Origin of the sequence: Rhizobium sp. Leaf371, assembly GCF_001424045.1 — a bacterium.
Classification (GTDB): Bacteria; Pseudomonadota; Alphaproteobacteria; order Rhizobiales; family Rhizobiaceae; genus Ferranicluibacter.
In genome coordinates, this window is sequence record NZ_LMQB01000001.1 from 413576 (window position 1) to 438556 (window position 24981).

28 protein-coding genes are annotated in these 24981 nt (G+C 62.3%); 15 read left to right on the forward strand and 13 right to left on the reverse strand.

Annotated features, from left to right (window positions below):
- The first annotated feature begins 294 nt into the window (after positions 1 to 294).
- The 7 genes from ASG39_RS01840 (at position 295) to ASG39_RS01865 (ending at position 5627) form a co-directional block, all read left to right on the forward strand.
- A complete protein-coding gene (locus ASG39_RS01840) occupies positions 295 to 795 on the forward strand; it encodes a YbjN domain-containing protein (RefSeq protein ID WP_062592254.1) in 501 nt (166 codons plus the stop codon).
- A gap of 2 nt (positions 796 to 797) precedes the next feature.
- Positions 798 to 1616 (forward strand): pyrroline-5-carboxylate reductase, encoded by an 819-nt coding sequence (proC, locus tag ASG39_RS01845; protein WP_082476839.1) that lies wholly within the window; start codon positions 798 to 800, stop codon positions 1614 to 1616.
- 83 nt (positions 1617 to 1699) lie between these two features.
- The gene (locus ASG39_RS01850; RefSeq protein ID WP_062592256.1) at positions 1700 to 2041 is read left to right on the forward strand and encodes a tRNA-binding protein; all 342 of its coding nucleotides are present in this window, start codon (positions 1700 to 1702) and stop codon (positions 2039 to 2041) included.
- 283 nt (positions 2042 to 2324) lie between these two features.
- Positions 2325 to 2615 carry a PilZ domain-containing protein gene (locus tag ASG39_RS22980; protein ID WP_082476841.1) on the forward strand — a complete coding sequence of 97 codons (291 nt, stop codon included), beginning with the start codon at positions 2325 to 2327 and terminating at the stop codon, positions 2613 to 2615.
- Positions 2616 to 2698: 83 nt separating this feature from the next.
- Positions 2699 to 3196: a TadE/TadG family type IV pilus assembly protein gene (locus tag ASG39_RS01855; RefSeq protein ID WP_162242398.1), complete on the forward strand. Its 498-nt coding sequence runs from the start codon at positions 2699 to 2701 to the stop codon at positions 3194 to 3196.
- A complete protein-coding gene (locus ASG39_RS01860) occupies positions 3196 to 3600 on the forward strand; it encodes a TadE family protein (RefSeq protein WP_062592260.1) in 405 nt (134 codons plus the stop codon). Before ASG39_RS01855 ends, ASG39_RS01860 begins: the two co-directional genes overlap by 1 nt.
- Before the next feature lie 47 nt (positions 3601 to 3647).
- Complete coding sequence (locus tag ASG39_RS01865) at positions 3648 to 5627, forward strand: pilus assembly protein TadG-related protein (RefSeq protein ID WP_062592263.1); 1980 nt, start codon at positions 3648 to 3650, stop codon at positions 5625 to 5627.
- A 12-nt stretch (positions 5628 to 5639) separates the two neighbouring features.
- Here the strand turns inward: ASG39_RS01865 and ASG39_RS01870 are convergent, their stop codons facing one another.
- From ASG39_RS01870 to ASG39_RS01880, 3 genes are all read right to left on the reverse strand, one after another.
- A complete protein-coding gene (locus ASG39_RS01870; protein ID WP_062592264.1) occupies positions 5640 to 7013 on the reverse strand; it encodes an ATP-binding protein in 1374 nt (457 codons plus the stop codon).
- 186 nt (positions 7014 to 7199) lie between these two features.
- Positions 7200 to 7901 (reverse strand): response regulator transcription factor, encoded by a 702-nt coding sequence (locus ASG39_RS01875; RefSeq protein WP_062592266.1) that lies wholly within the window; start codon positions 7899 to 7901, stop codon positions 7200 to 7202.
- A gap of 102 nt (positions 7902 to 8003) precedes the next feature.
- On the reverse strand, positions 8004 to 8537 hold the full coding sequence (locus tag ASG39_RS01880; RefSeq protein WP_244481097.1) for a MarR family transcriptional regulator: 534 nt from the start codon (positions 8535 to 8537) through the stop codon (positions 8004 to 8006).
- A 203-nt stretch (positions 8538 to 8740) separates the two neighbouring features.
- Between ASG39_RS01880 and ASG39_RS24150 the strand changes: the two genes are divergently transcribed.
- Together ASG39_RS24150 and ASG39_RS01885 are read left to right on the forward strand one after the other, a co-directional pair.
- Positions 8741 to 8917, forward strand: a complete 177-nt coding sequence (locus tag ASG39_RS24150; protein ID WP_200943852.1) for a hypothetical protein — start codon at positions 8741 to 8743, stop codon at positions 8915 to 8917.
- Positions 8918 to 9087: 170 nt separating this feature from the next.
- The gene (locus ASG39_RS01885) at positions 9088 to 9729 is read left to right on the forward strand and encodes an MBL fold metallo-hydrolase (protein WP_062592268.1); all 642 of its coding nucleotides are present in this window, start codon (positions 9088 to 9090) and stop codon (positions 9727 to 9729) included.
- Between the two features lie 84 nt (positions 9730 to 9813).
- Here the strand turns inward: ASG39_RS01885 and ASG39_RS01890 are convergent, their stop codons facing one another.
- The 5 genes from ASG39_RS01890 to ASG39_RS01910 form a co-directional block, all read right to left on the reverse strand.
- Positions 9814 to 10236 (reverse strand): BA14K family protein, encoded by a 423-nt coding sequence (locus tag ASG39_RS01890; protein ID WP_062592270.1) that lies wholly within the window; start codon positions 10234 to 10236, stop codon positions 9814 to 9816.
- A gap of 389 nt (positions 10237 to 10625) precedes the next feature.
- Complete coding sequence (locus ASG39_RS01895; RefSeq protein WP_062476090.1) at positions 10626 to 10841, reverse strand: cold-shock protein; 216 nt, start codon at positions 10839 to 10841, stop codon at positions 10626 to 10628.
- A gap of 476 nt (positions 10842 to 11317) precedes the next feature.
- Positions 11318 to 12229, reverse strand: coding sequence for a DMT family transporter (locus tag ASG39_RS01900; RefSeq protein WP_062593328.1), 912 nt, complete (start codon positions 12227 to 12229; stop codon positions 11318 to 11320).
- 80 nt (positions 12230 to 12309) lie between these two features.
- A complete protein-coding gene (locus ASG39_RS01905) occupies positions 12310 to 12498 on the reverse strand; it encodes a hypothetical protein (RefSeq protein ID WP_062592272.1) in 189 nt (62 codons plus the stop codon).
- Positions 12499 to 12503: 5 nt separating this feature from the next.
- A complete protein-coding gene (locus ASG39_RS01910) occupies positions 12504 to 12977 on the reverse strand; it encodes a hypothetical protein (RefSeq protein ID WP_132532030.1) in 474 nt (157 codons plus the stop codon).
- A gap of 406 nt (positions 12978 to 13383) precedes the next feature.
- Here ASG39_RS01910 and ASG39_RS01915 point away from each other — a divergent pair, with 406 nt between their 5' ends.
- Together ASG39_RS01915 and ASG39_RS01920 are read left to right on the forward strand one after the other, a co-directional pair.
- On the forward strand, positions 13384 to 14586 hold the full coding sequence (locus ASG39_RS01915; RefSeq protein ID WP_062592276.1) for a pyridoxal phosphate-dependent aminotransferase: 1203 nt from the start codon (positions 13384 to 13386) through the stop codon (positions 14584 to 14586).
- A gap of 72 nt (positions 14587 to 14658) precedes the next feature.
- Positions 14659 to 15762 carry an MFS transporter gene (locus ASG39_RS01920; protein ID WP_156468013.1) on the forward strand — a complete coding sequence of 368 codons (1104 nt, stop codon included), beginning with the start codon at positions 14659 to 14661 and terminating at the stop codon, positions 15760 to 15762.
- An 81-nt stretch (positions 15763 to 15843) separates the two neighbouring features.
- Here ASG39_RS01920 and ASG39_RS01925 read toward each other — a convergent pair whose 3' ends face one another.
- From ASG39_RS01925 to trxB, 4 genes are all read right to left on the reverse strand, one after another.
- The gene (locus tag ASG39_RS01925) at positions 15844 to 16971 is read right to left on the reverse strand and encodes an alkene reductase (protein WP_062592279.1); all 1128 of its coding nucleotides are present in this window, start codon (positions 16969 to 16971) and stop codon (positions 15844 to 15846) included.
- Between the two features lie 37 nt (positions 16972 to 17008).
- On the reverse strand, positions 17009 to 17302 hold the full coding sequence (locus ASG39_RS01930; protein WP_062592281.1) for a metalloregulator ArsR/SmtB family transcription factor: 294 nt from the start codon (positions 17300 to 17302) through the stop codon (positions 17009 to 17011).
- Positions 17303 to 17985: 683 nt separating this feature from the next.
- Positions 17986 to 18882, reverse strand: a complete 897-nt coding sequence (locus ASG39_RS01935) for a LysR family transcriptional regulator VtlR (RefSeq protein ID WP_062592283.1) — start codon at positions 18880 to 18882, stop codon at positions 17986 to 17988.
- Between the two features lie 115 nt (positions 18883 to 18997).
- On the reverse strand, positions 18998 to 19972 hold the full coding sequence (gene trxB, locus ASG39_RS01940; protein ID WP_062592285.1) for a thioredoxin-disulfide reductase: 975 nt from the start codon (positions 19970 to 19972) through the stop codon (positions 18998 to 19000).
- Between the two features lie 400 nt (positions 19973 to 20372).
- Between trxB and ASG39_RS01945 the strand changes: the two genes are divergently transcribed.
- The 4 genes from ASG39_RS01945 (at position 20373) to ASG39_RS01960 (ending at position 23812) form a co-directional block, all read left to right on the forward strand.
- Positions 20373 to 21179 carry a glycosyltransferase family 2 protein gene (locus ASG39_RS01945; RefSeq protein ID WP_244481098.1) on the forward strand — a complete coding sequence of 269 codons (807 nt, stop codon included), beginning with the start codon at positions 20373 to 20375 and terminating at the stop codon, positions 21177 to 21179.
- Between the two features lie 8 nt (positions 21180 to 21187).
- Positions 21188 to 22210 (forward strand): glycosyltransferase, encoded by a 1023-nt coding sequence (locus tag ASG39_RS01950; RefSeq protein ID WP_062592288.1) that lies wholly within the window; start codon positions 21188 to 21190, stop codon positions 22208 to 22210.
- Positions 22211 to 22432: 222 nt separating this feature from the next.
- Positions 22433 to 22900 carry an Lrp/AsnC family transcriptional regulator gene (locus ASG39_RS01955; RefSeq protein ID WP_062593330.1) on the forward strand — a complete coding sequence of 156 codons (468 nt, stop codon included), beginning with the start codon at positions 22433 to 22435 and terminating at the stop codon, positions 22898 to 22900.
- The gene (locus ASG39_RS01960; RefSeq protein ID WP_062592290.1) at positions 22901 to 23812 is read left to right on the forward strand and encodes a hypothetical protein; all 912 of its coding nucleotides are present in this window, start codon (positions 22901 to 22903) and stop codon (positions 23810 to 23812) included.
- A 9-nt stretch (positions 23813 to 23821) separates the two neighbouring features.
- On the opposite strand, the gene ASG39_RS01965 is transcribed toward ASG39_RS01960, so the two are convergent.
- A complete protein-coding gene (locus tag ASG39_RS01965) occupies positions 23822 to 24895 on the reverse strand; it encodes a glycosyltransferase family 4 protein (protein WP_062592292.1) in 1074 nt (357 codons plus the stop codon).
- Between the last annotated feature and the right edge of the window lie 86 nt (positions 24896 to 24981).

A 24981-nucleotide genomic window follows, 5' to 3' on the forward strand; every position in this document is an offset into this window, starting at 1 on the left:
AAAAACGCAATCCGCTGAATCCTTTACTGACTCAGGCTGAATCAGTTTCCAAAGCTCTATCCACAGCTGCGACGCCTTTTTTGGGTGGTCGGGGCTGGTGTGCAGACTCCGGCGTTATACACTGATTTTACAAGATGATTCGAAACGGGTCACACGAGATACGGGCAGGGTCATCGGTTCGGCTTCGTCGTGCGTTCGTCGATCATTCCATGTTGTTTCCGGTGTTGTCGGGCCTGTGGGGCTTCGCGTGCGAACGCGACGGCGCATGCCACGCTGGAACTTTGAAGGTGAAGCATGAGCCTCGTAGAACTGGAACTGCAGCGTCAATCCAATCCGGTCGATATGATCGAGTTCGTCGCGGCCACGAATGACTGGAGCTTCGAGCGTTCCGGCGAAGACGAAATCGCCATGACGGTGGAAGGCAAGTGGTCCGATTACCACGTCTCCTTCTCCTGGATGGAGGAGTTCGAAGCCCTGCATCTCGCCTGCGCCTTCGACATCAAGGTTCCCGAAAGCCGCGTCAACGAGGTCATCCGGCTTCTCTCCCACATTAATGGCCAGGTGCTGATGGGGCATTTCGATCTCTGGCGGCAGGAAGATGTCGTGATCTTTCGCCAGTCGCTGCTTTTGTCCGGCGGTGCCGAGCCGACCAATCGTCAGGTGGAGGTTCTCTTGTCGAGCGCGCTCGATGCCTGCGAGAGCTATTTTCAGGCCTTCCAGTTCGTGGTCTGGTCCGGCGTCGATGCGGAGCGCGCGGTCGAGGCCGTGATGTTCGAAACGGTCGGAGAAGCCTGATCGTGGTGGCGAGCGGTGTGGGCCCGATCGTTCTCGTCGGGGCCGGCAATATGGGCGGTGCCATGCTGTCCGGCTGGCTGAAGAGCGGTATTGCCGGTGGCGATGTCCTGGTGGTCGATCCGGGTCCGCCGCCCGCAATGGCGGCGATGATCGCCGATCATGGCGCGCGTCATGTGACGGTCGCGCCAGAGGGTGTCACGGCATCCGTTCTGTTTCTGGCGGTCAAGCCGCAGGTCATGCAGGCCGTTCTTCCGGCTCTTTCCGGCCTCGTCGGGCCACAGACCGTCATCGTGTCGGTCGCCGCCGGCAAGACGCTCGGCTTTCTCCAGTCTCATCTCGGCGACGCCGCCATGGTGCGCGCCATGCCGAACACGCCCGCCATGATCGGCCGCGGTATCACCGGCGCCTTCGCCAATGCGAAGGTCGGTGACGAGCAGCGCGCCCGCGTCAACGATCTCCTCAAAGTGTCCGGTCCCGTCGAATGGGTCGATAGCGAGGCGGATATCGATGCCGTCACCGCGCTGTCGGGCAGCGGGCCGGCTTATGTTTTCTATCTCGTCGAATGCATGGCGGAAGCCGGCCGCAAGGCCGGACTTCGGGCGGACCTTGCCATGCGTCTCGCACGGGAAACCGTCGCGGGGGCTGGTGAACTGCTTCACCAGTCCCCCGATGACGCCTCCAGGCTTCGCCAGAACGTCACATCGCCGGGAGGCACGACCGCTGCCGCCCTCGCGGTGCTGATGGCCGAAGACGGGATGCAGCCCCTTTTTACCGCCGCAGTGGCCGCAGCGCGGCAACGTGCCGAAGAACTGGCGAACTGAACGCGTCGCGATCTCTCCGTTTCGCGAACCGCCGCACAGTTTTGCGGGACAGGCCTTAACATGTCTGACGAGGGCGAACGCCGATGAACGATGTGATTACCTATGCCGATTTCGAGAAGGTCGACATCCGCACCGGCACGATCGTCGAAGCCTCCGCCTTTCCGGAAGCGCGCAAGCCCGCGATCAAGCTCGTCATCGATTTCGGCCCCGAGATCGGGTTGAAAAAGTCTTCCGCGCAGATCACCGTCCACTACGATCTGGAAACGCTCGTCGGTCGCCAGGTGCTCGGCGTCGTCAACTTTCCACCGCGACAGATCGGCCCGTTCCGGTCCGAAGTCCTGACGCTGGGTTTCGAGGACGAGGCGGGTGCCATCGTCCTCGCATCGGCGGGCAAGCCGGTCCCGAATGGCCGGAAGCTTCTCTAGCGTCCATCCCGCGCGGGGCGTATCTGCGCTCTTCCGTCCTGTCCGAAAGTATCGTTTCGACCGCGCGTGGACGCGTCGCGCCACAGTCAGTGTTTCCAATTAGATTTTTTCTTAGAAAACTCTAATTGAGTCACGCATATTTAGAAAATCCTTAAGTTCTTGGCGGTAGCGTTTCCGATGCAACCGGTCATGGTACTCCGTCGCTCCTCTGTCGTCGGCGAACCGGATCGGCGGTCAGCAGGAATCGAGACCTTTCTGCTCCTATCATTTTCGGGAGTCATGGATGCAAGAACATCGTCGTCAACCGCGCATGAAAACGTACAAATCCGGCCGCATCATTTTCAACGACGGTCGTTCGACACTTGATTGTATATTGAGAAACCTTTCGGGGAGTGGAGCTAAACTGTCTTTCAGTCAGGTTCCAACGATCCCCGATACGTTCAAGGTGACGTTTTCGGACGGTTCGATCCGGTCATGCAGCGTTGCATGGAGGAAGTCGCTCGATGTCGGCGTGTCCTTTCTCTCAGCCGACAATGCAACCATGACGGCATCCGAGCCGGGCGGAAATCCGTGAAAACGCTGTGGCATTCCGGCGGCGTGCGGCCCCGGTGGCCACGCTTTGGGCCCGGTCCGGGGCTTCATCCGGTCGGGCGGCTGTTGAGCGATCGCTCCGGCGTTGCGGCCGTCGAATTCGCCTTGATGTCACCCATCTTCCTTCTGCTGATGGTCGGCCTCATCGATCTCGGCTTTGCCTATCATGCGAAACTCAGGGTCAACGCGGCAATCTCCGCGGCCGCCTACTACGCGTTCCAGAAAGGGCAGGCGCTCTCCGTGGCAACGGCGCAGGCCTACACGGCGAATGTCGCGGGCGTTGCAAACAGTCTGCTGGCCAATGTGAGCGACGATCTTTCGGTCGGCGTGGTGATCAATGACGATCCCACGGGGGCGAAGACATCGACCACGTTCTGTGTGAGCGGTTATCCCGCCGTGTTCACCGCCGCAGGCGCTGCGAGCACCGGTTGCGGCGGCAACCTGACCTCCGGCAAATTCGTTTCGATCCGCGTCAGCGGGCACATCACGCCGATCTTCCTGTCCGCCGATCTGTTCGGCGGCTCTCTCGCGGTTGCCGATGCCGCGCTCGTCAGGGTGCAGTGATGCGCCGCGTCCTCCTGGGACGGGACGGAGCGACGGCCGTCGAGTTCGCGATCATCGCGCCGGTGTTCTTCGCCGTGATTTTCGGCATGATCGGCATGGGGATCGCCATCTGGAGCACCTCGATCCTCAATCAGGTCGCAGCGGAGGCGGCACGCTGTCTGGCCGTGAACGGTCCGGATTGCACGGTCCCTCCGGCCGGCTGCACATCGGTCGCAGAGATCTGCTTCATCACCACGCTCGGCAACGAGCGCGGCATTTTCGGTCTGACGGCATCCGAGATCCTCATCGAACCTGCCGTGGCAACGGGGCCGGCCGTCTCGACGCGGGTCACGCTGAACAGGCCCTTCGATCTTCTCGGCTACACCATGACGCTCTCCGGCAGCGCGTCCTATCCCAACAGCTGAACCTTTCGCGTCCGGTCATCCGGAACGCTCGTTCAGGAGGAAGCGACATGAGGGACATTCGCAAGGACGACGCGGGCTCCGTCGCGATCATGTCGGTCTTCTCCATCATGGTGTTGCTGATGATCTCGGCGCTCGCGCTGGAGACGTCGTCGCTCTATGTCGAGAAGCTGCGCACCCAGCGGGCGGCCGATATCGCGAATCTCGCGGCTGCGAACACGCCTTCGCCCATCGTCAGGACGGCGCCCAGCGCCACCGCGCTGGCAACGGCACGACAGATGGCCGTCGTCAACGGCTTCCAGCCAGGCGAGGTCGAGACCACGGTGACGGCAGGGGCCTCGGGCGTTCCCGAGCTTTCGACCCGGATCCTGCACCAGAGCCCGCTCGATTTCGGTCAGATCCTCACGGACAAGCGGACGGTGCCCGTGGGCGGCAGCTCGTCCGCCCGTGTCGTCGCGGAGGGGACCGGCGACTGTATCCGGTCGCTGTTCGGGGCGACCAGCATCTACGACAGGGCGGTGGTCGATGGTCCCGGCTGCACCATCGCGGCGGCGACCTATCTCAATCTCTGCGGCACGCCTCTCGTGGCGGCACGCAAGGTCGAGGTCGGAACCTCCCGCGACGTGCAAACGATCTTCGTCTGTTCCCAAGGGCTGATCGATCCGCCTCTTTCGAGCTTCTCCTTCGATACGCCGAGCGTCGATCCGCTTGCGGCGGATCCGCGCATTCTGGCAATCAAATCCCGCCTGCAGGGCATGACGAACTGGGCTTACGGCACCACCATTCCGAAGGCGCCCCTCACGCTGGAGATCGCTTTCGGCGGGGATGAGACGTATTCCGGCGCCACCGTTTCTCTGCCGGGAACGCGTCGCTACGGCCGTCTCTCGATTTCCAATTCGACCATCGCCATCACGGCGCGCGGTGCGCCGGACCCCACCTGCCTGTACCCGACCACGATCAGCGGCGATGTCGTTCTGTCCGGAACCAATCAGCTCACCTTCGGCTCGGGTTGCTACGCCATCGGCGGCTCCCTTCTGAATGGAAGCGGTGCCGTGACGCGCTTCGATCCCTTGCCCGGCGCGAGCGTCATGCTGGTCGTGATCGGGAAGATCGACAACGCACCCGCCACCCTGAGCTTTGGAAATATGGGGTTCTCCATTTTGGGAGACGTTGCCAATGCCGAGCATGGCAAGCTGACATTCGGCAACGGGCCGTTCCGCATCGGGGGCGGGATCACCAACCAGAATGGAACCCTGCGTTTCGGCGACGGGCCCTATTATGTCGCGGGCGGGACCATCTCCAATGCGGGATCGCTCACCTTCGGCAACGGCGCATTCTACCTCTGGGGCGGCTCCCTGACCAACACACTTGCCGGTTCGACGACCTTCGGCAACGGGCCGTTCTATCTGTATGGCGGCACGGTGACGAACAGCAGCGGGCGGCTGACATTCGGTGATGGGCCTTTCGAGTTTTCCGGCGGGTCGCTGACGCTCAGTCCCGGTTCCGAAACCGTGTTTGGCGTCGGCGATCTCAATTTCTACGGGGGGAGCGCAACCTTCGAGGGTTCCAGCATCGTGGTGGGGCGGGACAGGACGGGCGATGCGCAACGTGGATCGAGTTCGGCCTTCTTTTACGGGGGATCCTACTCCTTCAAATCGGATGCGCTGACGGCCGTGGGTACGACCTTCGCGTTTTATGGCGGCAGCGTCAGCCTCCATGGTGTGGGGACGATGGCCATGACGGCGCCGACGGCAAGCACGCCAACGTTCGGTTACAGAAACATCCTGTTCTACATCTATGGCGGAGCGTTCAGCCTCTACCAGGGGAATGTCCGCGACCTCCTGTCCGGCGTGATCTATGCGCCGGGGAGTAACATCTCGATCTATGGGGGCCAGAGCGTCGAGATACCCGAGGCTGGCTGCCTGCAGTTGATCGGCGGCTTCGTCGATATCTACCAGAATGCGTCGCTCAAGACGCGATCCTGCAGCCTGTCCGGCATGGCGGCCCGCACGGTGTCTCTGACGCGCTGAGGCGGTTGCGCCTCACGCGGGAACGCGGGCGATGGCCCTCAGGCCGCCGAGCGGACTGTCCGACAGGGTGACGTTTCCGCCATGGCTGCGGGCGATGTCGCGCGCGATGGCAAGGCCGAGGCCGGTTCCGCTGCTGTCGAGATTGCGGGCTTCGTCCAGACGAAAGAACGGTTTGAAGACGTCTTCGCGGGACCGCTCGGGGATGCCGGGGCCGTTGTCGTCGATGGTGATCGACAGCCAGCGCTGTCCGTGTCGCGCCTCGATATGGATCGTGTCGGCATAGCGATAGGCGTTGGAGGCGAGGTTGAGAATGAGGCGCGTGAAGGCGTTCGGCCGCACGCGAACCTCGTCGTCGCCTTCCACGACGGTGGTCAGCGTCTTGCCGTGCAGTTCGGCCTCGGCCGAAAGGCGCGTCATGACGTCCGTCAGCTTCAGCGTTCCGACATCCTCTTCGGCCTCGCCGCGCACGAAGGCGAGATATCCCTCGAGCATGCTCTGCATGTCCTCGACGTCCTGATTGAGCGGCTGAAGATCGGGATTGTCGCCGGCGATGGCCAGTTGCAGCTTGAACCGCGTGAGGATGGTGCGCAGGTCGTGGCTGACGCCGGTGAGCATGGTGGTGCGCTGCTCGATCTGCCGCTCGATCCGTTCGCGCATCTGGATGAAGGCAAGGCCCGCCCGGCGAACCTCTTCGGCACCGCGCGGCGAGAAATCGTCGATCTTCTGACCCTTGCCGAAGCTTTCGGCCGCACGGGCGAGATGCAGGATCGGTCGGATCTGGCCGCGCAGGAACAGGATGGCGATGAGGAGAAGCACCAGCGACGCGCCGACCATCCAGACGATGAAGATATGCGTGTTGGAGGCATAGGCGGCATTGCGGCGCATGGTGACGCGCAGGATGCGGGCGCCGTCGAGCTTGATCCGGACGTAGACGTCATCCTCGCTCGTCGAGGTGTCGAGCCAGAAGGGCAGCTTCGTTTCCTGCCGGATTTCGTCCGACAGGATGCGGTTGAGAATATCGAAATAGGGCTGGCGCACCGGCATGGGCAGTTCGCCGCCATTTTCCAGCGAGATGAAGAGGCCGAGCTGCCGGCGGGCGATCGATTCGATGTCCGGGTAGGACGCGGGCGGCATCGTGTTGATGAGGTCGATGACCGCCGCGATGTCCGACGTGACGGCCGCAGACAGGCGCTGGGTGACCAGCTGCCAATGGCGCTCCATGAAGACGAAGGCGACGATGGACTGCAGGAGCACCATGGGAATGATGACGATCAGCAGCGAGCGGGCGTAAAGCCCCATCGGCAGGTGGCGACGGAGCCAGCGGGCAAGCGGGCTGCGCGGCTTCTCGCCCCGCTCCGTCTTCGTCTGGCGAACGGATTCGATCATCACTGTCCTTCCCGTCGCCGGGGATGGCGGCATCCTTGCGGATGCGGTTGAGCGCTGTAGACCGATGGCCGGCCCGGCGTGATTTCGGACATTTCTTGTGACTACGGGGTTCACAGGGTCTGTCCTCGGTCTTTGTTTTGCAGCATTCTCCGACGCCGAAGCGAGCCTGCTTCGGCTGGGAATGCTCTAGTCTATGGCCAGCTTGTAGCCGATGCCGCGCACGGTCTGCAGCCAGACCGGATTGGACGGGTCGTCCTCGATCTTCCGGCGCAACCGGTTGATCTGGACGTCGATCGTCCGTTCTCCGACCTCGGTATCGTCGCTCACCAGTTCGTGGCGCGGGATCGTCTCGCCGGCGCGCTGGGAGAACAGCATCATGATCTCCTGCTCGCGATCGGTCAGGCGGATATGATCGGCGCCGCGGCGAAGCTCGCGGCGGACGACGGAGAAGGTGAAAGGGCCGAAAATGACCTGCTCCACCTTCGGCGCCTGCACCGGCATGTTGCGGCGCAGGATATTGTTGATGCGCAGGACGAGTTCGCGCGGATCGAAAGGCTTCGGTAGATAGTCGTCGGCACCGGCTTCCAGACCCTCGACCCGGGCATTCGTTTCGGCCAGCGCCGTCAGCATGATGATGGGAACGGATTTGACGCGGCGCAGGCTCTGGGTGAGGGAGATGCCGGTCTCGCCCGGCATCATGACGTCAACGATGAGGAGGTCGTAATCGATGCCGGTCAGACGACGGCGCGCCTCGTCCGCATCGGCGGCCGTCGTGACGCGAAAGCCCTGCTCGACAAGATAGCGATTGAGAAGATCGCGGATGCGCCGGTCGTCATCGACGATCAGGAGATGCGGTGCATCGTCGGGAAGGGAGAAGGGTTTCGTCATCGTCGTCGCTCCCTGAAGTTCTTCCGGTCACCTCTGTTCGAACGAGAAGCACCCGCTTTTTTGTTTTTCACATCGTCCGAATGCGCCTCTCCCGCGAAGGCGCTAGACGGATCCGGTCTTCATGCTGGCGAGGAAGCGGCGAACGGTATCGCGGCCCTCGGGACCGAGCTTGGCCAAGGCATCCGCGATGCGCTTCGACTGTGGCTCCGCCAAGGCCTTGGCGAGCGCCTTGCCCTCATGCGTCGTATAGAGCATGCGCTGGCGCCGATCCTCAGGGCCGGCAACCTGATGAATATAGCCGCCATCGATCAACTGCTTGAGAACGCGCGCCAGGCTCTGCTTGGTGATCTTCAGGGTTTCCAGAAGGTCGGCGACCGTCATGCCCGGCTCCCGATCGACGAAGTGGAGCACGCGATGATGCGCCCGGCCGAAACCACGCTTTTCTAGGATGACATCGGGATCGGAGGTGAAATCGCGATAGGCGAAGAAGAACAGCTCGATCAGTTCGTAATCGAGCCCGGCACGCTCCAGCGAAGCCGGTTTCGTGCCGGTGTCGCTGCCCGATGTCTTCGCCTGTGCATGGCGCATCTTTTCCGCCGGGGAATCCTGTTCAGCCAAAGGGATCTGTTCTGCCAAATGCGTAAGTCCTGCGGATCTAAAGTCCTGTGCCCTGCCTCTTTCTACCGTTTGCGGGGGCGCTCTGCCAGCAGGAAAGCGCGTTTGTTGCCGGTTTGCAACAACCGGTTTTGCCTGCGAAAGAAATAGGCCCTTTCAGCCGCAGCGTGCCGGAACCTTTCTCAGACATGCGCATTCCCGGCTCAGACAGAAGGACCCGTGCCATGCAGACCGAGACGTTTTCTCCCGTTTCTTCGACCGCCGAACAGCTTCGCCCGGTCGTGATCACCGTGGTCCTTGCGAAAATTGCGGTCTTCGCGCTGTTGATGACGACGATCAACTATCCCGTGCTTCCGAGCCTGACGGCCGGCGACAACCTGGAGATCGCCGCGGTCCGTTAAGCGGATCGCGACACCAGGAGGTCGATGACGGCGGCGCGCCAAAGCGCTTCGCAGGTTTCCCTCCGCCCGCGTTGGCCCTATACCGGCAACACGTCGCACGATGGCCGCTTGGCCTGTGCCGTTTGTAGGTTCGGCTGCTCACCCAACAGCGGCCGCAGATGAGGGTTCCCATGCTTCAGGCAGGCATCATTCCGGTCACGCATTTCCAGCAGAATTGCACCATCCTCTTCGATAGCGACACCAAGGAGGGCGTCGTCGTCGATCCCGGTGGAGACGTCGACGTGATCCTGCAGACGGTGCGGGAGAACGGGATCGCGCTCAAGGCGATCTGGCTGACGCATGGCCATATCGACCATGCCGGAGGCGCCAAGGAGCTGAAGGAGGCGACCGGCCTTCAGATTATCGGGCCGCATGAAGACGACAGGCCGCTGCTTGAAAAACTGGAGGCGCAGGCCGAGCGCTTCGGCCTCACCATGAAGGTCGAGAACGTGCTGCCCGATCGCTGGCTTGCCGATGGCGATACGGTCTCGTTCGGGGAGCATGTCTTCGAGGTGCTGCACTGCCCCGGTCATGCGCCCGGACATGTCGTCTATGTCCATCAGGCGCAGCGGTTCGCCCATGTCGGCGATGTTTTGTTCCGCGGCTCCATCGGTCGCACGGATCTTCCGGGCGGTAACCAGCAGCAGTTGCTCGACTCGATCCGCACGAAGATCCTGCCGCTCGGCGACGATTTCGGCTTTATCTGTGGCCATGGTCCAGGCGGGCAGATCGGCGAGGAACGCAGGACCAATCCTTATCTGCGGGGACTTTGACGGATCGATCCCGACCTTCGGTCAAACGAAAAGGCCACGCTTCGTGGGAAGCGTGGCCTTTTCGTTTGAGGCAATCCCGGCAGGTCAGCCGGCGTTGCAGAAGTAGGAGCGGCCGTCATAGCCGACGAAGGTGCCGCTACGCGAGTCGAACGAACGGTAACGGTTCGAGCAATAGCGGTACCAGGACGGCGACCATGGCTCCAGCGAGCCGTAATTGTTGACGACGACCGGGCGCGCACGGCGATAGACCGGTGCCGGCTCGTAGTATTCGTCAGCCGGCGGGTCGATATAGACACGCTCCTCGCTGCGGTAGCGCGGCGCGCTGGCGATGGCGCCACCGACAATCAGACCCGTGGCGAGGCCAACGGCGCCAAGCGCCAGGCCGTCATTGCCGCGATGATGATGGCGGCGATAGCGCCAATCGTCTGCATGCGCCGGCGTCATGCTCGGCAGCACTGCAGAAAGCGATGCAATGGTAAGAACTGCAGCTTTGACCAAGGTTTTCATAGCGTTGATCCTGTCTCACGGGACGAAACGGCTCGTCCCTTACGATGAACCCACTTTAGGTGAGCCAAACTGAATGCAGGGTGAACGGTTCGTTTTCATGGCGCGCGCGCCGAAAACGACAGATATATCGGATTGGGGGGTGATGCGAAACCCGCAGCGATTTTGCGGAGTCCGCGTTTGCACAGCGACGTCCTGCAGCGTCGTCATCGGAGGATGGACAGCACACGCCATCTTTTCGATGCAGCATCCCCGTCAGCCTTGCTGCGTGACACGTGCCGCACACGATCGCGACGCGCTTCCGCGCCCTCGGCCGACAGGTGCTCGTACAAACACACGAAAACCCGGCGCGTACGCCAGGTTTCCGCTTTGTCGTGCGATCGGCTGATGTCTCAGCCGGAAACGTTGAGATTGACGGCCTTCGGGCCCTTGCCGCGGCGATCCGGTTCCGTGTCGTAGCTGACCTTCTGGTTCTCGGTCAGTCCGTTGAGGCCGGAGGCCTGGACGGCGGAGATATGGACGAAGATGTCCGCGCCGCCATTGTCAGGCTTGATGAAGCCGAAGCCCTTGTCGGTGTTGAAGAATTTTACAATGCCGGTTTCGGCCATGCGTCAGGTCCTTTTTCCTCTGCCCGGATGCGGCGAGCAGCATTACGAATGTGCCCAAAGGGCGATTGGCAGGCATGTCTCGACTGTGAGGAAAGGTCCTGTCATTCATGTCCCGTGCCGGATCTACCGCCCCGACACTGGCCACCCGGAGAATTCTTGCGTCCCCGGTGCGCATTTATTCTTAAGGTCTTCCCGTGTTCGCAGATTGCCCGAACGCAGTAAACTTGATGCGTTTATTTTCAATTGGCAAGCGAAAGTTTATTGAAATAAGTCAGTCGGTTGCGTTTGTCTAAATTCGGCGCAGCTGCCGATAAACCTCGCTTTTACCTCCGCGATTGCAAGCTATTGAAACTATTTCCATTTGAGAACGGGGTGGTCAAAATTTAGGCTGATTGCGACATGCGATGTCGTGATCGCTGGTTAGGCTGGATAGGCCGCCTCAGCCGTTTCGAGGCGAATCTCGCGGTAAGATCGAGCTAACCTATTGACGCGACTGGCTTCTCGCCTGTCCTGTTACGGCCGAATTCGGGGACGATCTCGACCATCAGCATGGCGGCGAAAATGATGAGGCCGCCGAGATAACCGATCGGCGCGATGGTTTCGCCCAGAAGCAACACGCCGAAGAATGCTGCAAACAATGCTTCGCTCGACAGGAAGATCGCGGCCTGCGGCGCTGTGGTGTAGCGCTGTCCGACCACCTGCAGGGTAAAGGCGACGCCGCTCGAGAAGATGCCGGAATAGAGAAATTCCGGGATCGTGGCGGTGACGGCATCGAGCGACAGCGGCTCGCCGACGATCAGTGCGACTGCGCCGGCAAGGACGGTGCAGGTTGCGAACTGGATGAGCGACAGGGCGAAAGGCCGGCCGCTGGAGTGGGCAAAGACGGTGATGAGGATGACTTGGACCGCGCAGAAGAGCGCCGCAAGGATGGTGAGGAGATCCCCTTCCGTCAGCTGCGACAGGGCGCCGCCCGAAAGCAGGAAGATCCCGAGGAAGGACAGGCCGGCGGCCGGCCAGATGATCCAGTGCGGGCGGCGGCGCAGGAAGAGAACGGTGAGGATCGGCACGATCACCACGTAGAGGCCGGTGAGGAAGCCCGAATTGGCCACCGTCGTCGTCATGATGCCGATCTGCTGCGTGAGGGCGGCAAGGAAGAGCGAGACGCCGATGGCGACGAAGCCGCGCAGATCGCGCCCGCTCGGGGCCATCGATGCGCGGCGGTGTTCCCAGAGCGCGAAGGGGGTCAGCACGATGACGGCAATGAAGAAGCGCAGGCTCGTGAACCACAGCGGACCGATGGTTTCCATCGCCGTGGATTGCGCGACGAAGCCGGCGCCCCAGATCGCGCCAGCAAGAAGAAGAACGAGATTGGCCTGAAGACGCGTCACGACCTGCTCCTCCACCGCTCGCCGGGCTATCCGGCTAGCAGGCGGGAGATATCATGACAAGATCGTCTGCGGCTTATGGTCTAAAGCGCGGCGACGAAGACGGCGCCGGGGCCGGCGACGATGTGGCTCTGCAGGAAGAGACCCTTGCCGACCAGCATCATGCCGGCAAGCGCGACGATGACGATGGCGGCGACGACGATGGTTTCTAACGCGTTGAGGCCGGTAAAGAGACTGAAGCGCTGCTGTTTGTGGTCGGGTTCGGATGCCATGGCGTTCACGCGTCCCACGACAGGCCGCGCGCCTGCCAGCGCCACAGGCCGAAGCTGACCGCAGCCATCGCCGCACCGGCCAGCAGCATCAGTCCGATGGCGATATGGCGTTCCGCCGGCATGATGCGGCCGGGCAGGGCGAAGGCGCTGATGCTGGCGAGCTGGCGGGCCGAGAGAATGGCGCCGGTCGACATCTGATCCGGCTCCCCGAGGGGGGCGTTGTCGAGCCACAACATCGGGCTGTTGGCTTCGGGTCCCGTCGCTTCGATCAAGGCCGGGGGCTTGCCGAGCGGAAACAGGGCATCGTCCGCCTGCTCCGATGCCAGTTCCGCCTGCTCGAATGCGAAGCCTGTCTGCGCCTGCGTCTCGGTCCACTGGCCCGCCATGGCGGTTCCGGCCGAGGCAAGTGTGGCCGCGATGGTCAGGCCGAAGGCCGCGCGACGCAGAAACGACAGGGCAGGTGGGGCGGATACAGGCATGACGGACCTCGAGGGCAGGCGGCGGAACAGCTTGAGCGGATAGACTGTAGAAGGCGCTCCGATATCGGCTTCATATCGACCGAATTGCGGCATGCTCCGGCAAATGTCATGGCAAAAACAAGGCGCTGGGATAACCCGGAAATAACTGTTTTCATTAAGGAAAAATAAACCGATGCAAGAGGCTCCGCGCAAGCTTCTGCGCGTGTGAAACGAAGCCCGATCGGCGTGATTCGCCAGTCGTCCCCGGTCCATCGATGCTGGACATGCGATCCATCAAACCTCGTCATGTCGCCCGGTCTTGCGGCCTTTCCCCTTGAATTGACCGGCTACATTCGACATACAGCTAGCGCTCCGGGCCGTTTTTCCGCCGGGGCATCCTTGTCGAAACCATCAGGACCGTCCCATCATGGCCTTTCTCGCCGACGCTCTTTCCCGTGTGAAGCCCTCCGCCACCATCGCCGTGTCGCAGAAGGCGCGCGAACTCAAAGCCAAGGGCCGGGACGTGATCGGACTTGGCGCCGGCGAGCCGGATTTCGACACGCCCGACAACATCAAGCAGGCCGCCATCGACGCGATCAACCGCGGCGAGACGAAATACACGCCGGTTTCCGGCATTCCGGAACTGCGCGAGGCGATTGCCAAGAAGTTCAAGCGCGAGAACAATCTCGATTACACCGCGGCGCAGACCATCGTCGGCACGGGCGGAAAGCAGATCCTGTTCAATGCCTTCATGGCAACGATGAACCCCGGCGACGAGGTGGTCATTCCCGCGCCGTACTGGGTGTCCTATCCGGAGATGGTGTCGATCTGCGGCGGCACGCCGGTGTTCGTTGAGGCGACCCAGGCCAACAATTTCAAGCTGACGGCCGAAGATCTCGACAAGGCGATTACCGCGAAGACGAAGTGGTTCATCTTCAACTCGCCGTCGAACCCGTCGGGTGCCGCCTATTCGCATGACGAGCTGAAGGCGCTGACGGACGTTCTCCTGAAGCATCCGCATGTCTGGGTGCTGACGGACGACATGTACGAGCACCTGACCTATGGCGATTTCAAGTTCGCGACGCCGGTCGAGGTCGAGCCGAAGCTCTATGAGCGGACGCTGACGATGAACGGCGTTTCCAAGGCCTATGCCATGACCGGCTGGCGCATCGGTTATGCCGCCGGTCCGCTGCCGCTCATCAAGGCCATGGACATGATCCAGGGTCAGCAGACCTCCGGCGCCTGCTCGATCGCGCAGTGGGCGGCCGTCGAGGCGCTGAACGGCACACAGGATTTCATTCCGGAAAACAAGAAGATCTTCGAAGGTCGTCGCGATCTCGTTGTCTCCATGCTCAACCAGGCGACCGGCATCGTCTGCCCGTCGCCGGAAGGTGCGTTCTACGTCTACCCCTCCTGCAAGGGGCTGATCGGCAAGACGGCGCCCACGGGCAAGGTTATCGAGACGGATGAGGACTTCGTGTCCGAGTTGCTGGAGTCCGAGGGCGTTGCCGTGGTTCAGGGATCGGCTTTCGGCCTCGGCCCGAACTTCCGCATCTCCTATGCGACGTCGGAGACGCTGCTGGAGGAAGCCTGCAAGCGCATCCAGCGCTTCTGCGCCGCCTGCAAGTAACGCGACGAAGAGGCAGGTTTCTTGACGCTTTCCGGGCACCACAGGATCTACATCTGCTTCTTCCTGTTTGCCATGGCATTGGGGGCCTTGCTGGCGCGCATGCCCGACCTGCAGGTCGCCCTGCAGGTCGATAAATCCCAGCTAGGCCTCACCCTGATCGGCATGGCGATCGGCGCGCTGATTTCGCTCACCGTGTCTTCGCCGCTCATCGAGCGGCTCGGGCCCAAGGTGACCGCCTATATCACCGTGATCGGCACCGCCGCCTGTTATGCGCTCGTGCCCTGGATGCCGGGCGCGGCCGGCGTCTTTGCCGTCCTGCTCGTGGCCGGCATGCTCGCGGGCGCGCTGGAAATCAATCTCAATGTCGAACTCGGGCGCATCGAGGCGGCCACCGGCCGCAGCGTGATGAACCGGGCGCATGGCTGCTGGAGCGCCGGCTTCTTCGTCACGGCCCTCGTCGCGTCCTTCGCCCGACAGTCCGGCATGTCCATGCAGGCGCATCTGGGCGCCGCATTTCTGGTCGTCATCGTCTTTGCGTGGATCGCGATCCGCGGGCTTGAGGCTGCGCCGGTCGATGCCTCGCATCTGCCGGAGGAGAAGGCGCCGGCTTTCGCCTTCCCGACGATGGGTCTCCTGCCGCTCTGCCTGATCGGCATCGCCGCGTTTCTGGTCGAAGGTGCCGGCATCGATTGGTCGGCGATCTACATGCGGGACGTGTTCCAGTCGGAGCCTTTCGTCGGCGGTCTGGGCCTCACGCTCTTTACCTTCTTCATGGCGCTGGTGCGGATGGTGGCCGATCCGATCGTCGAGCGTTTCGGCAGTCGTGCGGTTGCCGCCTCGCTTCTGGTCCTGTCGGCCATCGGCATTGCCGCGGTCGGCCTTTCGCCGCATCCGGTCGTGGCGCTTGTCGGCTTCGCCCTGATGGGCGCCGGCTGCAGTGCCGTCTATCCGCTCGCGGTCTCCGCCGCCGCCCAGCGGCGTGACCGCGCGCCGCATGTCAACGTCGCCTCGCTCGGGCAGGTGACGTTCATCATCTTTTTCTTCGCGCCACCGTTGCTCGGCTTCGTCGCCGAACATGCCGGCATTCGCGCCTCCTACTTCATATGCCTGCCGCTGGTCGTCGGCGCGCTGTTCTGCGTTCCCGCCTTGAAGAGCGTTGCGCCGCGCACCGCCTGACGTCGCTCCTGCATCCGACATTCCAGCACGAAAAAGGCCCGCATCGCTGCGAGCCTTTTCCTGTTAGCCATTGCCGGCTGACTACTCAGCAGCCTGCTGCGTCAGCACCGGGTAATCGGTGTAGCCCTTGGCACCGCCGCCATACAGGGTGTCGGCGTCGAGCGCGTTCAAGGGGGCATCCTGCCTCAGGCGCTCGACAAGGTCCGGGTTGGCGATGAAGGCCTTGCCGAAGGCGACGAGATCGACGCGGCCGCTTTCGACCGAGTCGATCGCCAGCTTGCGGTCATAGCCATTGTTCGCCATCCAGGCTGCCTTGCCGCCGGCAGACTGATAGGTTGCACGAAGGGCTGCGAAGTCGAACGGCGTATCGCCCTGCTTGAAGTCGCGATCGCCGCCGGTGGCGCCCTCGATCACATGGATATAGGCCAGCGCATGCTTGGCGAGACCCTTGACGACATGGTCGAAGAGGGGCTGCGGCTCGGGATCGAACGCATCATTTGCCGGCGTGACCGGGGAGAGACGAATACCGGTGCGACCGGCGCCGATCTCGGCCACGATGGCGTCGGTTACCTCGAACAGGAAGCGGGTCCGATTTTCGATGGATCCGCCATAGGCGTCCGTGCGGGTATTGGTGCCGGCGCGCAGGAACTGATCGACCAGGTAGCCGTTGGCCGCGTGGATCTCGACCCCGTCGAAGCCTGCATCGATGGCGGCACGGGCCGCCTTGCGGAACTCTTCGACGATACCGGGGATTTCCGAGGTTTCGAGCGCACGCGGCTCGGATGTCGGAACGAACTCGCCCGCGCCGTCGGGATGGCGGATGTAGGTCTTGGATTTCGCCGTGATGGCGGACGCCGAGACCGGCTTGCCTTCGCCCGGCTGCAGCGAGGTGTGGGAGATGCGGCCGACATGCCACAACTGCACGACGATCTTGCCGCCGGCGGCGTGAACCGCGTCGGTCACCTTCTTCCAGCCCTCGAGGGCTTCAGGGGTGTAGAGGCCGGGAACGTCGGCATAGCCCTGACCCTGATGGGTGATGGCGGTCGCCTCGGTGATGATGAGGCCCGCGGTGGCGCGCTGCGCGTAATAGGTGACGTTCAGCGTGTTCGGCACGGCGCCCGGCGAGCGATTGCGCGTGAGCGGCGCCATCACGATGCGGTTCGCAAGCTTGATGTCGCCGGCGGTCGTGGGTTCGAAGAGAGACGTCATGGAATGTCCTTTCCAGTCGGGTCGGGGGAGGTGGGTTTCAGAGAGCCGTGCCGATTTCGGCAAGGAACGCCTGAATGGTGTCTTCATTACGCTTGTAGAAGATCCACTGCCCGACGCGTCGGGTCGTGACCATGTCTGCGCGCTGGAGAATGGCGAGATGTGCCGAGATCGTGGATTGCGACAGGCCGACCGTCTCGAACTGGCTGGCACAGACGCCCATCTCGACCGGGTGGGCCTGCGACGAAAAATGCGCGCTCGGGTCCTTGAGCTTGGTCAGGATCTCGACCCGCTTGGGATGCGCCAGCGCCTTGAGGATTTCGTTCAGGTCCATGATGCCCGTCGTAGAAAAACGAATTTAAAATTGTCTTCCTTCGATACGTGGATCGTTGAAATACGATTTACAAGGGACGGTTTTGAGAAAGGGTGTTTTGGGTCAAAAAAAAGGACCTGCGGCGAAGCCGAGGTCCTTGAGATGTGAAGGTCATAAAACCTCCAGAGGGGAACAGCTGGTGCGGTGATACTGGGAGGGATTAGATCACCGGTGCATCAGCTCAAAAACATATGGGAAAGACCTGTGACGAATTCAACGCTCGATCCGGAATTTCGTTGAAATTCTGCCGAGGGGGCTTCTCGCGCCGTCCGTCGTCGAGCGGCGCCGCGTCCAGGACGGCGCAAAATCCGGGCAAAAAAAGAGGGCCGCAAGTAAACTTGGGCCCTTTAAAATTATGAAGGTTATTCAACCTCCAGAGGGGAACAGCTGCTGCGGTGGCACTGGGAGGAAAATCGCCACCAAAGATGCATCAGCTGTGGTCGGTATGATCGTTTCTTAGGCGGCCAGCAATCAATAACTATGCACATCAGCTATGCGACAGACGCATCTCTGGCTAAGTTTGAGGCAAAGTTGGTGCATAGCTCGCAGGCGCGCCAAATCCACGCCTGGGAAGATCAGTCTTAACAAGATGTTGAGGCGATGACAGTCTATGGCTGAAATTTCGGCACTGCTAAATCGCGAGGCTAGAAGTTCCAGTTCCGCGCCTTGGAGACAATGAAGTCCCGGAAGACCTTCAGCTTCGCGGCATTTTTCAGCTCGTCGGGATAGCAGAAGTAGGTGTCGAACGAGGGGATGTCGGCGCCGATGGGCAGCTGGATCAGGCCGGGATCGCGCCCGACGATATAGTCCGGCATCATGGCGATGCCGATGCCGAGCAGGCAGGCGCGCTTGATCGAGGTCTGGCTGTTGATCTGGAGATGCGAAGTGCGCGGATTGTCGCTGTCGCGCCCGGCGATCGCAAGCCAGTTGACGTCGAGCAGATAATTGGGTGCCGGCTCGCCGAAGGTGATGATCCGGTGGTTGTCGAGATCCTCGATCGACTGCGGCTCGCCATGCTTGTTGATGTAGGAGGGGGCGGCATAAAGGTGCATGTGGACCGTGAACAGCTTGCGCTGGATGAGGTCCGATTGCTGCGGCTGCCGAAGCCGGATGGCGCAATCGGCGTGGCGCATGTTGACGTCGAGTTCCTCGTTGTCGAGGATGAGCTGGACCGACATATCCGGGTAAAGTGCCAGGAACTCCTGCACCTTGTCGGTCAGCCAGCCCTGGCCGAGGCCGACAGTGGTGGTGATGCGCAGCTTGCCGGAGGGCTTGTCGGTGGTCTCCGTCAGGAGAACCTTGACGCTTTCCAGCTTCATCAGCACTTCGTGTGCCGTGCGATAGAGGATCTCGCCCTGTTCGGTGAGAATCAGGCCGCGGGCATGACGGTGGAAGAGCTTGATGCCGACGTCCTGTTCGAGCGACGAGACCTGACGGCTGATGGCGGACTGGGACAGATGAAGCTTGTCGGCGGCATGGGTGAAAGAGCCTGCTTCCGCCGCAGCATGGAAGATGCGCAGTTTATCCCAGTCGAGCGGCATTCCGTCCCCCAGTCACAACGCCTGCAGGGAGAAAGCGGTGTCGCTTTCTCCGTCTGGCGCTTCTTTCGTTCCCACAGGGCACCACCGTCGATGGCGCCACTTTCTCTCGCAGCGTCTACTCGGCTGCAATTGCGACGGGCATATGACCCGCCAGAAATTTCTCGGCTTCCAGCGCCGCCATGCAGCCCATCCCCGCCGCCGTGATCGCTTGGCGATAGATATCGTCGGTCACGTCGCCGGCGGCATAGACGCCCTCGACGTCGGTCGCGGTCGAATCCGGCGCGGTCCAGAGATAGCCGTTCGGCTTCAGGCGCAGTTTGCCCTTGAAGAGTTCGGTCGCCGGTGCATGGCCGATCGCCACGAAGACGCCGTCGATCGGCATGTCCGACACCTCGCCGGTGCGCGTGTTGCGCAGGGTAACGCCGGTGACCGAGGCGGGCATCGGCGGCTTGGGCGGCGTGCCCGTATAGGCGGCGACCTCGTGGTCCCAGACGATCTTCACGTTGGCCTTGGCAAACAGGCGCTCCTGCAGGATGCGCTCGGCCCGGAAGTGATCGCGGCGATGCACGACGGTGACCGTCCTTGCGAGGTTCGACAGATAGAGTGCCTCCTCGACGGCCGAGTTGCCGCCGCCGACGACGATCACGTCCTTGTTGCGATAAAAGAACCCGTCGCAGGTCGCGCAGGCCGACACGCCGAAGCCCTTGAAGGTCTCCTCCGTCTCGATGCCCAGCCATTTCGCCTTGGCGCCGGTGGCGATCACGATCGTATCGGCGGTCCAGACGGTGCCGCTGTCCGTCGTCAGGCGGAAGGGACGGACCGAAACGTCCACCGACGTCACGAGATCGCTGACGATCTCGGTGCCGACATGAACCGCCTGCTTCAACATCTGCTCCATCAGCCAGGGGCCCTGGATCGGATCGCCGAAGCCCGGATAGTTTTCCACATCCGTGGTGATCATCAACTGGCCGCCCTGCTCCATGCCGGCGATGAGGACGGGGTTCAGCATGGCGCGCGCGGCATAGATGGCGGCGGTATAGCCGGCCGGGCCGGAGCCGATGATGAGAAGCTTGGTGTGACGGGCGGTCATGGCGTTTCCTTGGGCGCGAACTCAAGCCCGTCGTTTCGGGCCCTGCGCGCAAAACAGGCGATCGTTTGTTAACGGCAGAAGTGCTCAGTGTAGGGATGAGGGTCAAGCGGTTTCAAGTGCGCAGGACAGGATTACCACATTTGATTGACGACGATATGGCCTTTTCCGCGACTTGGCGGCACCCGACCTGGTTCCACGGAGAGGGAACGCATGATCGGCAGCCAATGGACCCACTGTCAGAGCTGATTTACCGATATGACAATTAAGCATTGGTAATTTAGAATCAGTTCTTTTAGCGTGCATCCTTGGTTGGCTTCAACGCTGCGAAGCGTCGTCGAAGTCGAGGGACGTCCATGGTCGAGACATGATGCATAGCGGAATCGAACAGACACGAACGACAGTGCCTCTTGCACTTTCCGTTTTCATCATCTGCAAGAACGAGGAGGCCTATCTCGAGAACTGCATCGAGAGTCTTGCAGGATGTGCCGAGATCGTCATCGTGGATTCCGGCTCGACCGATGGCACCTTGCCGCTCATCCGCCGCTATATCGCCGCGGGCTGGCCGATACGCCTCTTTGAGGAACCATGGCGGGGCTATGCGGGGCAGAAGCAGTTCGCACTCGACCAGTGCACGCAGCCCTGGTGCCTGAACGTGGATTCCGACGAGCGGCTGGATGGCCCGCTGCGCGCCGCCTTGCCGCGCCTGATGGATGCCAAGGCCGAGGTGGTCGGCTGGAGGATCGCGCGGCGTCCTTACCTGATCGGCTATGGATACACGCCGTTGCATGTCCGCGAGCGGAAGAACCTTCGCCTCGTGCGACGCGGAACCGGAAGCTACGATCTCAGCCAGGCGGTTCATGAGGGGATTTCGGCAAACGGGATCGTGCGCAAGGCGCCCCTAGGCAGTCTGCTGCACTACCGGCCGCTGCCGATGGACGAGCAGATTCTCAAGGAAAACCACTACTCCACGCTGAAAGCCGACCAGGCGTACAACACCGGCCGACGCCCGAGGGCGCTCAGTCTCGTGTTCTCCCCGGCCCTCTATTTCGTCCGGCTCTACCTCAAAGCTGGCCTTTGGCGGTGCGGCACGCCCGGTTTCATCGAAGCCATGACCGGTGCGGTCTATTCCTTCCTGACGCAGGCGAAACTCCATCAGCGGCATGCGCTTCGCTATCGCCCCAACCATGACGACTCGCAGAGCAGGTAAGCACAGACATGAAAGTCTTTCACCTCCACTTCGGCAAGGATGGCGGCGCGGAAAAATTCTTCGTGCATCTCGTCGGGGCGCTTGGACGCCAAGGCGTCGAGCAGACAGCCGTCATCCGCAGGGGGCGCGTCTGGCGCAAGGACATCGAACCTCACGCGCGGATCATCGAGAGCAATTTTCGCAACCTGTCCCTCGACAGACTGACATTGCCGATTCGGATCAAGAACCTGGCCGAACGCGAAAGGCCGGACGCCATCATGTCCTGGGTCATGCGCGCGGGGAGGTTAACACCCCAGTACAGCCACGGACTGACCGTTTCCAGGCTTGGCGACTATCCCTCTCATCTCGACTATTTCAAAACGACGGACATGCTCGTCTGCAACACGCCGGGCATTGCCGATCATGTGCGCCGGATCGGCTGGACACGTGGTGTCGAGGTCATCTCGAACTTTACCCAGACGGATCTCGTACAGCCGGCGCTTCGCAAGACCTTCGATACGCCGGAGGACGTTCCCGTCGTGATGACCATGGGGCGTTTCGTCAAACGCAAGGGTTTCGATACGCTCATCAATGCAGTCGCCAAGCTTCCCGAGGTCTTCCTCTGGATTGCGGGTGATGGTGTCGAGCGCGCGGCCCTTCAGGCTCTGGTCGAGGAGCGGGGGATGGGCGCGCGCACCCGGTTTCTCGGCTGGCAGGCGGACACGCGTCCCTTCGTTGCCGCTGCCGATGTCTTCGTCATGCCGTCCACCCATGAGCCCCTGGGCAATGTCATTCTGGAAGCCTGGGCACAGAAGCGTCCGGTTGTCACCTCGCGCGCGGAAGGACCGTCCTGGTTCGTGAAGGACGGGGAAAACGGCTTGTTTGCGGATATCGGCGATGCCGATCAGTTTGCCAGCGCGATCGCCCGCATTCTTGCCGATCCCGTTCTGGCGCGCGAGCTTTGCGAAGGCGGGCATGCAACGCTGATGCGGCAGTTTTCCGAGGAAGCGACGACCGCCGCCTACATCGATCTCTTCCGTCGTCGCACTTAGGTCGATCCCGACGCCGGTATCCGTTACGGGGCGGTCGTGCCAGGGCGGGCAGTCGTTGCGACAGGTGAAAGGGGCGCTCGTTAAACTTCTTGCTCCCGGCTTTGCGATGATGCAGAAACCGAAGAGGTCGTCGTGCATGTCGGCCAGAAAAACCCGCAGCGTCCCCCAAGCGCGCCAGAGATGGTGCTGCGCTGTCGAGGCGAACAAGAGGTGGTGAACCCCGTGCTGCGCGCCGATCTCGATCAGATCGACATCAAGATCCTCCGCGAACTTCAGGCCGACGGGCGGATCACCAATGTGGAGCTTGCGGCCCGGGTCGGCATTTCCGCGCCGCCCTGTCTGCGTCGTGTGCGGCGGCTGGAAGAGACAGGCGTCATTGAGGGCTATCGTACCGTACTGAACGGCCCGATGCTCGGCCTCGATCTCGTCGCTTTCTGCATGGTCGGGCTAAAGCACCAGTCCGAGGCCAATCTGAAGGCGTTTTCGGCTGCGACCACAGCCTGGCCGCTCGTCCGGCAGGCCTGGCTCGTCAATGGCGACAGCGATTTTCTCCTGCATTGCGTGGCGGAAAATCTCACGATCTTCCAGGATTTCGTTATCGAGGAACTGACCGCCAACGAGCAGGTGGACACCGTCCGAACCATGCTGACAATCCGGCAGGTCAAGAAGGTCGGGCTGGTGGATATCTGAATGGCATCCGATCGACCGCTTCGCCGTCGGCTCTGGAAGCTGGCTGCCACACTCGCCTATGGTCGTCGTCGCGCCCACGCCCATGACTGGGCGCCATCGCTGCGGATCGAGAATGCGCCCTATGGTCCTGAAAGAACGATCCTTTTCAACGGGCAGCCGGCTGGCACCCTGTTGCCGCCATCGGCACTCTCCGACCTCGCTGGCAGCGACATCACGATCGTCGGTTCGGGACCGTCCGTTCGCGAAGCAGACCTCCGCACGCTCGCGAACCGGAGCACGCTTCTCCTCAACGGAGCCATCGCTCTCGTGCCGGAGCGCATTCCCCGGCCGCTCGCCTTCGTCGCGGAGGATGAGCGCTTCGTTTATCGCCACTTCGAGACTTTTCTGGCGGGCCTCGACCGGACGATTCTCTGTCTTCTCTCCGTCGCGGTCATCCGTGCGGTCCTCGAGCACGATGCGGACTGGCTGATCGACAGACCGGTCATCCTCATCGACAATCTGTTGAAGCCTTATGGCGAAAACAGGCGCGATCTTTCCGATGTCTCCCGCATGGTGGCGGTGACGGTGGGTGCGCCGAGCCGTTCCGGGGTGTCGCTTGATCCGGGATTGGGCGTCTTCCAGGGCGGAAGCGTCGCGGTGTCGGCGCTTCAGTTTGCGCTGTTCTGCCGCCCGCGGGTCATCGGTTTTATCGGCATCGATATATCCAATGCGGCGCAGCCCCGTTTTTACGAGAAACCCGGCGAGCGGGTCTTTTCCGGCGTGTCGGAAGCCGAGGGGCGAATTCTTGCGCATATACGCCTGGCGAAGACGGTCGGCGAGGCGCGTGGCTCGGTCTTCGTCAACTACGCGCCCTCTTCGGCGCTTCAGAAAATTGGCATTCCCTACAGCGATCGGCTGGTCGGCCTGCGCTGACGTGCCTGATCACGCCTTGGGCGCTTCGTGCCTCAGCAATCCACCATAAACCCCCGACAGCGCTCTCGCTTCCCGTTCGATGCCGAATTCGGCGCGGACATGGGCGAGGCCTGCCTGGCCGTGGGCCGTGGCGCGGGCAGGGGCCTGGAGGTAGAGGCGGAGCGCGGTGGTGAGCGCGTCGCCATCGCCGGCCGGAACGACGGCGCCGGTCTCGCCCGGGCGGATCATCTCGGCGTATGCACCGGCGTCGGAGGCGACCACGGCAGCGCCGGAGGCCATGGCTTCGAGCGGCGTCAGGCCGAAGCCTTCGTTGCGGGACGGGGCGACCAGCAGCGAGACACGGCGATACCAGGGCTTGATGTCATCGACTTCGCCCAGAAAGCGGACGCGATCCGACAATCCTGCCTCGGCGATCGAGGTTTTGAGGCCGGCGGCGAAGGTCTCGTGTTCGGGGGTCACGCGCCCACAGATGACCGCGGTCCATTCGGGATGATGCGGCAGAAGGGCGATCATCGCCGCCACGAAGAGGTCTGTGCCCTTCTGCGCCCGCACGCGCCCGAAACAGCCGACGAGCCTGCGGCCGGCAAGATCGTCCGGCGCGAGTTCGCGACCTCCCGTGGCCGGGGGATGAAACAGATCGAGATCCACCCCGTGGCGGATGACGGTGTGGGGGACGTCGAGAAAGCTTCCGGATTTGGCGGATGTGGCGACGACCGCGTCCATGCGGCGGATCAGCCCCTTGGTCCAGCGCGAATGCCTGCGTTGGGCGGCCGAGGTGAAGAGAAGCTTGAGCGGCATGCGCAGCACGTCGCGCAGCAGAATGCCGGGAAGCATTTCGAGGTTGCGGCGGGCGTGCCAGATGCGAACGGCGCCTCCCTCCGGTGGGCGGCGGAGATGCAGGAGGTCGCGAAAGCGGATGGCGGGAAGGGTTTCCGGCAGGCCCGGCCCGAGTGTTGCGATCCGCTCGCCCCTGCGGGCCTGCACCGGCACGAGCTGCACGATGGTGGAGGTCACGCCGGAAAGCCGCTTCTTGAAATTCGGAGCGATGATATCGACGGTGCGGATGTCCAGAAACCTGCTCATGATCAAGAGAGGATAAAGGAAGCGCAGCGATCCGTCACCCGCGCCTGCGCGTCATCCACCGCGCATTCGGAGCGACCGGCGTTTCG

Coding starts and splice junctions, on each gene's coding strand:
- ASG39_RS01840 (WP_062592254.1), top strand. CDS start 295: ATGAGCCTCGTAGAACTGGAACTGCAGCGTCAATCCAATCCGGTCGAT.
- ASG39_RS01850 (WP_062592256.1), top strand. CDS start 1,700: ATGAACGATGTGATTACCTATGCCGATTTCGAGAAGGTCGACATCCGC.
- ASG39_RS22980 (WP_082476841.1), top strand. CDS start 2,325: ATGCAAGAACATCGTCGTCAACCGCGCATGAAAACGTACAAATCCGGC.
- ASG39_RS01860 (WP_062592260.1), top strand. CDS start 3,196: ATGCGCCGCGTCCTCCTGGGACGGGACGGAGCGACGGCCGTCGAGTTC.
- ASG39_RS01865 (WP_062592263.1), top strand. CDS start 3,648: ATGAGGGACATTCGCAAGGACGACGCGGGCTCCGTCGCGATCATGTCG.
- ASG39_RS01870 (WP_062592264.1), bottom strand. CDS start 7,013: ATGATCGAATCCGTTCGCCAGACGAAGACGGAGCGGGGCGAGAAGCCG.
- ASG39_RS01875 (WP_062592266.1), bottom strand. CDS start 7,901: ATGACGAAACCCTTCTCCCTTCCCGACGATGCACCGCATCTCCTGATC.
- ASG39_RS24150 (WP_200943852.1), top strand. CDS start 8,741: ATGCAGACCGAGACGTTTTCTCCCGTTTCTTCGACCGCCGAACAGCTT.
- ASG39_RS01885 (WP_062592268.1), top strand. CDS start 9,088: ATGCTTCAGGCAGGCATCATTCCGGTCACGCATTTCCAGCAGAATTGC.
- ASG39_RS01890 (WP_062592270.1), bottom strand. CDS start 10,236: ATGAAAACCTTGGTCAAAGCTGCAGTTCTTACCATTGCATCGCTTTCT.
- ASG39_RS01895 (WP_062476090.1), bottom strand. CDS start 10,841: ATGGCCGAAACCGGCATTGTAAAATTCTTCAACACCGACAAGGGCTTC.
- ASG39_RS01905 (WP_062592272.1), bottom strand. CDS start 12,498: ATGGCATCCGAACCCGACCACAAACAGCAGCGCTTCAGTCTCTTTACC.
- ASG39_RS01910 (WP_132532030.1), bottom strand. CDS start 12,977: ATGCCTGTATCCGCCCCACCTGCCCTGTCGTTTCTGCGTCGCGCGGCC.
- ASG39_RS01915 (WP_062592276.1), top strand. CDS start 13,384: ATGGCCTTTCTCGCCGACGCTCTTTCCCGTGTGAAGCCCTCCGCCACC.
- ASG39_RS01920 (WP_156468013.1), top strand. CDS start 14,659: ATGGCATTGGGGGCCTTGCTGGCGCGCATGCCCGACCTGCAGGTCGCC.
- ASG39_RS01925 (WP_062592279.1), bottom strand. CDS start 16,971: ATGACGTCTCTCTTCGAACCCACGACCGCCGGCGACATCAAGCTTGCG.
- ASG39_RS01930 (WP_062592281.1), bottom strand. CDS start 17,302: ATGGACCTGAACGAAATCCTCAAGGCGCTGGCGCATCCCAAGCGGGTC.
- ASG39_RS01935 (WP_062592283.1), bottom strand. CDS start 18,882: ATGCCGCTCGACTGGGATAAACTGCGCATCTTCCATGCTGCGGCGGAA.
- trxB (WP_062592285.1), bottom strand. CDS start 19,972: ATGACCGCCCGTCACACCAAGCTTCTCATCATCGGCTCCGGCCCGGCC.
- ASG39_RS01950 (WP_062592288.1), top strand. CDS start 21,188: ATGAAAGTCTTTCACCTCCACTTCGGCAAGGATGGCGGCGCGGAAAAA.
- ASG39_RS01960 (WP_062592290.1), top strand. CDS start 22,901: ATGGCATCCGATCGACCGCTTCGCCGTCGGCTCTGGAAGCTGGCTGCC.
- ASG39_RS01965 (WP_062592292.1), bottom strand. CDS start 24,895: ATGAGCAGGTTTCTGGACATCCGCACCGTCGATATCATCGCTCCGAAT.